The organism is Micromonospora sp. D75, assembly GCF_018070405.1.
Lineage (GTDB): Bacteria > Actinomycetota > Actinomycetes > Mycobacteriales > Micromonosporaceae > Micromonospora > Micromonospora chalcea.
The window spans coordinates 1-3,781 of the sequence record NZ_JAGPXV010000580.1; the positions used below are offsets into that span (position 1 = coordinate 1).

The 3,781-nt window shown below is 74.2% G+C and carries 5 protein-coding genes and 1 pseudogene; 1 reads left to right on the top strand and 5 read right to left on the bottom strand.

What is annotated here, in order from left to right; translation table 11 throughout:
* The 4 genes from KBX39_RS25790 to KBX39_RS25805 form a co-directional block, all read right to left on the bottom strand.
* Nucleotides 1-185: general stress protein CsbD (locus tag KBX39_RS25790; protein ID WP_210872931.1), on the bottom strand; the 185-nt coding region annotated here is incomplete at its 3' end.
* A 117-nt stretch (nucleotides 186-302) separates the two neighbouring features.
* Nucleotides 303-1,022 (bottom strand): hypothetical protein, encoded by a 720-nt coding sequence (locus KBX39_RS25795; RefSeq protein WP_043326833.1) that lies wholly within the window; start codon nucleotides 1,020-1,022, stop codon nucleotides 303-305.
* 128 nt (nucleotides 1,023-1,150) lie between these two features.
* Nucleotides 1,151-2,383, bottom strand: a complete 1,233-nt coding sequence (locus tag KBX39_RS25800) for a DUF4352 domain-containing protein (protein ID WP_084789546.1) — start codon at nucleotides 2,381-2,383, stop codon at nucleotides 1,151-1,153.
* Nucleotides 2,384-2,458: 75 nt separating this feature from the next.
* Nucleotides 2,459-3,115 carry a 4'-phosphopantetheinyl transferase gene (locus KBX39_RS25805; RefSeq protein WP_043326831.1) on the bottom strand — a complete coding sequence of 219 codons (657 nt, stop codon included), beginning with the start codon at nucleotides 3,113-3,115 and terminating at the stop codon, nucleotides 2,459-2,461.
* A gap of 129 nt (nucleotides 3,116-3,244) precedes the next feature.
* Between KBX39_RS25805 and KBX39_RS25810 the strand changes: the two genes are divergently transcribed.
* Nucleotides 3,245-3,514 (top strand): hypothetical protein, encoded by a 270-nt coding sequence (locus tag KBX39_RS25810; RefSeq protein WP_043326829.1) that lies wholly within the window; start codon nucleotides 3,245-3,247, stop codon nucleotides 3,512-3,514.
* Nucleotides 3,515-3,565: 51 nt separating this feature from the next.
* Here KBX39_RS25810 and KBX39_RS25815 read toward each other — a convergent pair.
* Nucleotides 3,566-3,781, bottom strand: a pseudogene (locus KBX39_RS25815) (peptidase); the annotation flags it as partial.

Below are 3,781 nucleotides of genomic sequence, written 5' to 3' on the forward strand. Positions count from 1 at the left end.
GTGAAGTTGTCGTCGGCGTCGCGGGCGTCCTCCTGGATGTGCTCGCCGGGGCGCTTGCCGCGGATCTCGTCCAGTTCCCGCACCCGGTCGGCCTCGGCGTGTTCGTCCTGGTTAAGGTCACCCAGACGGGCCCGGGCCGGACCGGCCAGGTTCTCCAGGTCGTTGTTCGCCCGTTCGACGCTCATGCCGCCTCCCCGGATCGTCGCGTGGCGGCCCTCGCCGCCTGCCACGTCGCGTCCCCGCTGACCCGCACGGCAAACCGCCGCCACCGGATCGGCGTCAGCCCGCATCCGGCCGGCCGGTCATGCGGTCGGCAGGGCCGTGAGCAGCTCCTCGGCGTGCCGCAGCGTGTCGCCCAGCCGGACGCGCGACTCGTCGTCCAGTGGGACCGACCGGGCCTGCCGTACCCGTTCCCGGGCGGCCTCCGGCTCCCCGAGTTGCAGCGCCATCTCGGCCCGGTAGACCAGCGCCTCCACCAGGACGGCGGGGTCGTCGGCCGCGTCGGGCCGGGCCAGCGCGCCGTCGAGGATGCGCGCGGCCTGAGCGGGATTACCGCGCGAGTCGCCCTGCACCACGGCGTTGCCGAGCGTACGGGCGAGCCCGCCCCGGTCGTCGTCGGCGTCGGGCGTCGAGGCCCGGGCCACGAACCGGATCCAGTTGCCGCCCGGATCGACGATGCTGAACCCGGAATGCCCGTCCTGGTTGCGGCGGGGCCGGGGCCGGGTCATCCGGGGTACGCCGGCGACCAGCACCTTGCCGTACGTGGCGCGCATGCCGTCGGCGAAGGCGCGGTGCAGGACGGTCAGGTCGTCGACCACCACCAGGCAGGAGCCGTACGAGTCGGCGGGGTCGAACCCGGGCATCCCGAAGAAGTGCAGGTTGAGGTCCTCCCGGCGCAGGGCCAGGTACGGGTTGGGGCGCTCCTGCCGGTGCGTCACCTCGAAGCCGAGCGCCTGGTAGAAGGGCGCCACGTCGTCAAGTGAGCGGCAGGGCAGCAGCGGGATGGTCGTCTCGTTCGCCATGCTCCGAGCCTGGCCACCGGGAGCGCCCACGCGCACATGGAAAGGCCCGAACGGCCGACGGGCATTGTCCGAACGGGCACCGGGGCCGGTCCGAGACGGACCGGCCCCGGTGCGGGGTCAGGCGCGGGTCAGGGCTTCCAGGACCCGGCGGTACGGAAGCGGTGCTTGTACTCGACGACGCCGTTCTGGTCCTTGACGTCGAAGATGAGCTGACCGCTGCGCTTGGAGCCGGCGGGCAGGTTGTTGCCCGAGGTCATCAGCTTGCCGCACCCCGAGAAGGCGCCACCGATGCCGTTCTCCTCGGTGCCGTCCTCGGCCACCCAGGAGAAGTAGAACGGGTTGATCGAACCGGTGCCCTTGGTGATCTCGGCGGTCACGTCGGCGATCAGGAACATGCCCTTCTTCGGGCCGGGCATGATCTCGTTGCAGGCGGAGTTCCGGGTCCGGAAGTTGCCGACGGTGATCTCGATGGTGCCGTCGGTGTCGTTGACGATCAGCTTGTCGCCGGCCGGCATGTTGAAGGTCTTGTCGTCGGTGGTGCCCGGCTGCGGCGTGCCGGTGGGGCCGCCGGTCGGGGTCTGCTCGTCCGGGACGCCGTAGGTGACGCCCGGCGTGGGCAGCGAGTCAACCGCCTCCTGGGCCTTGTTCACGCCGCTGTAGACGGCGAAGATGCCGCCACCGCAGCAGAGCAGCAGCAGGAGCGCCGCGACGATGCCGATCGTGATCCAGACGTTCTTGTTCGACTTCTTGGCCGGCGGTCCGAACGGCGCTCCCGGCTGATACGGCGCGCCTGCGGGCGGGTACGGCTGCCCACCGCCCGGCGGCGGGTAGCCCCCCGGCTGCTGATACGCCGCGCCCGGCTGCTGGTACTCACCGCCCGGGGGCGGGTACGCGGCGCCCGGCGGCTGGTACTCACTGCCCGGGGGCGGGTACGCGGCGCCCGGCTGCTGGTACTCGCCTCCCGGCGGCTGATACGCCGCGCCCGGGGGCTGATACTCACTGCCGGGCGGCGGGTACGGCGCGCCCGAGGTCGGCGGCGCCGGCGGGAACGCCTGGGTGGGAGCGGGCGGCGGGTACTGCTCACCCGGCCCCGGCTGCGGCGGGTACGGCGCCCCGGAGGCCGGCGGATACGGTGCTCCCGACACCGGCGGCTGCGGCGGCCCCGACACCGGCGGCTGCGGCGTGCCCGGAGGCGGTGGGTAGGGCGCGCCCGAGATCGGGGCCGTCGGCGCGTCCGGGGCGGGCGGCGGCTCGTAGGGGTCGCTCGGCGGCATCGGCGCGGTGGGGAACGCCTGCGTCGGCGGTTCCGGCGGCTGCTGGTTCGGGTCCGGTGACCCGGACGGAGGCTGAGGGTGGCTCACCGTACTCCTTGGGGCGCCTTCGGGATTTCAGTCGGAACGACGGTACAAGCCGGGGTCAACCCGGCCGACAGGGCGTCATCGATGTGGCAGGACGGCGGCGGTGCGGACCAGATCGTCGTCCACCGCGAACCGTCCGGTCACGCGCGACGGCGGGTCGGCCACCGGAGCGGCGGCGAGCCGGGCCGGCTCGATCTCGGCGTGGAACGTGCCCGCCTGCGGGTCCAGCGTGACGCGCGCGTCGGCGAAGCCCAGCCAGGTCCCGACGAGCGGGTGCCAGACCTTGTAGACGGTTTCCTTGGCGCTGAACAACACGGTCGGCCAGGGCATCCCGGCCGGCAGCCGGGCCAGGTCCGCCTCCTCGTCGGGGCGGCACACCTTCCGCCGTACCCCGGGGGAGAGCGGGCGGTGCCGCTCGGCGTCGATGCCGACGGCGCGCACGTCGGCGGCGCGGGCGGCGGCGGCCGCGCAGTAGTCCCGGGTGTGGGTGATCGCGCCGACGACGCCGGGCGGCCAGACCGGGGCCCGGTCCGCGCCGGCCGGCACCGGCGTGCCGGTCAGGCCGAGCGTGGCGAGTGCCCGGCGGGCGCAGACCCGGCCGGCGGTGAAGTCGCGGCGGCGGTGGAGCACCGCGCGCTCGCCCAGGGCGGCTCGTTCGGCCGGGAGCAGCTCGCCGGACCAGTCGGCCGGGCCGGCCACCGACACGGCGACCACGGCCGGCAGCAGATCACGCACGTGCGACGGATGACGGAGGCACGCGGTGAACGTACCGTAACGCTGGGGCGTGCGGTGGCGCTGAAGGTGTGTTGCGGGGAGGCAACCGGCCCATCACGACCACGATTCCGAACAGGGAAGGAGCGGCGGATGACGCGTGGCGCGGAGGCACCGGGGAGGCGGGACGGCGAGCACGTGCCGGTGACCCCCGACTGGACCTGCGGCTCGTGCGGTGACGAATGGCCCTGCGCCACGAAACGTCACCACCTGCTCAGCGAGTACCAGGTGGATCGGGCGTCGTTGAGCGTCTATCTCGGCTCCTGCCTGGCCGCGGCCACGCAGGATCTGCGCTCCGTGCCGGTCACCGCGCTCCAGGACCGGTTCATCGGCTGGGTGCCGCGCGGCTCGAGGACGATCTGAGCTCCCGGTGGCCGTCGTGTCGGGTTCACGACGGCCACCGGGAGTGGTCCTTCAGCCGCGGCGGGGCCGCCGGGTGAGCGCGAAGCCGACCACGCCGGCCACGGCGGCGAGCACGCCGCCCACGCCGGTCCACACCCAGCGCGAGCCCGCGTCGGGGAGCCAGCCGGTCAGGTCGGTCTCCTCCTCGGCCACCGGCTCGGGGGTCGGCTCGGCGGCCAGCACCGTGCCGGCCCTGGTGTTCGGCACCAGCGGCGCGGCCAGCTCGCC

What these genes read in the sequence shown, in the direction of transcription:
- KBX39_RS25810 (WP_043326829.1), top strand. Translation starts at nt 3,245, where the DNA reads ATGACGCGTGGCGCGGAGGCACCGGGGAGGCGGGACGGCGAGCACGTG.
- KBX39_RS25795 (WP_043326833.1), bottom strand. Translation starts at nt 1,022, where the DNA reads ATGGCGAACGAGACGACCATCCCGCTGCTGCCCTGCCGCTCACTTGAC.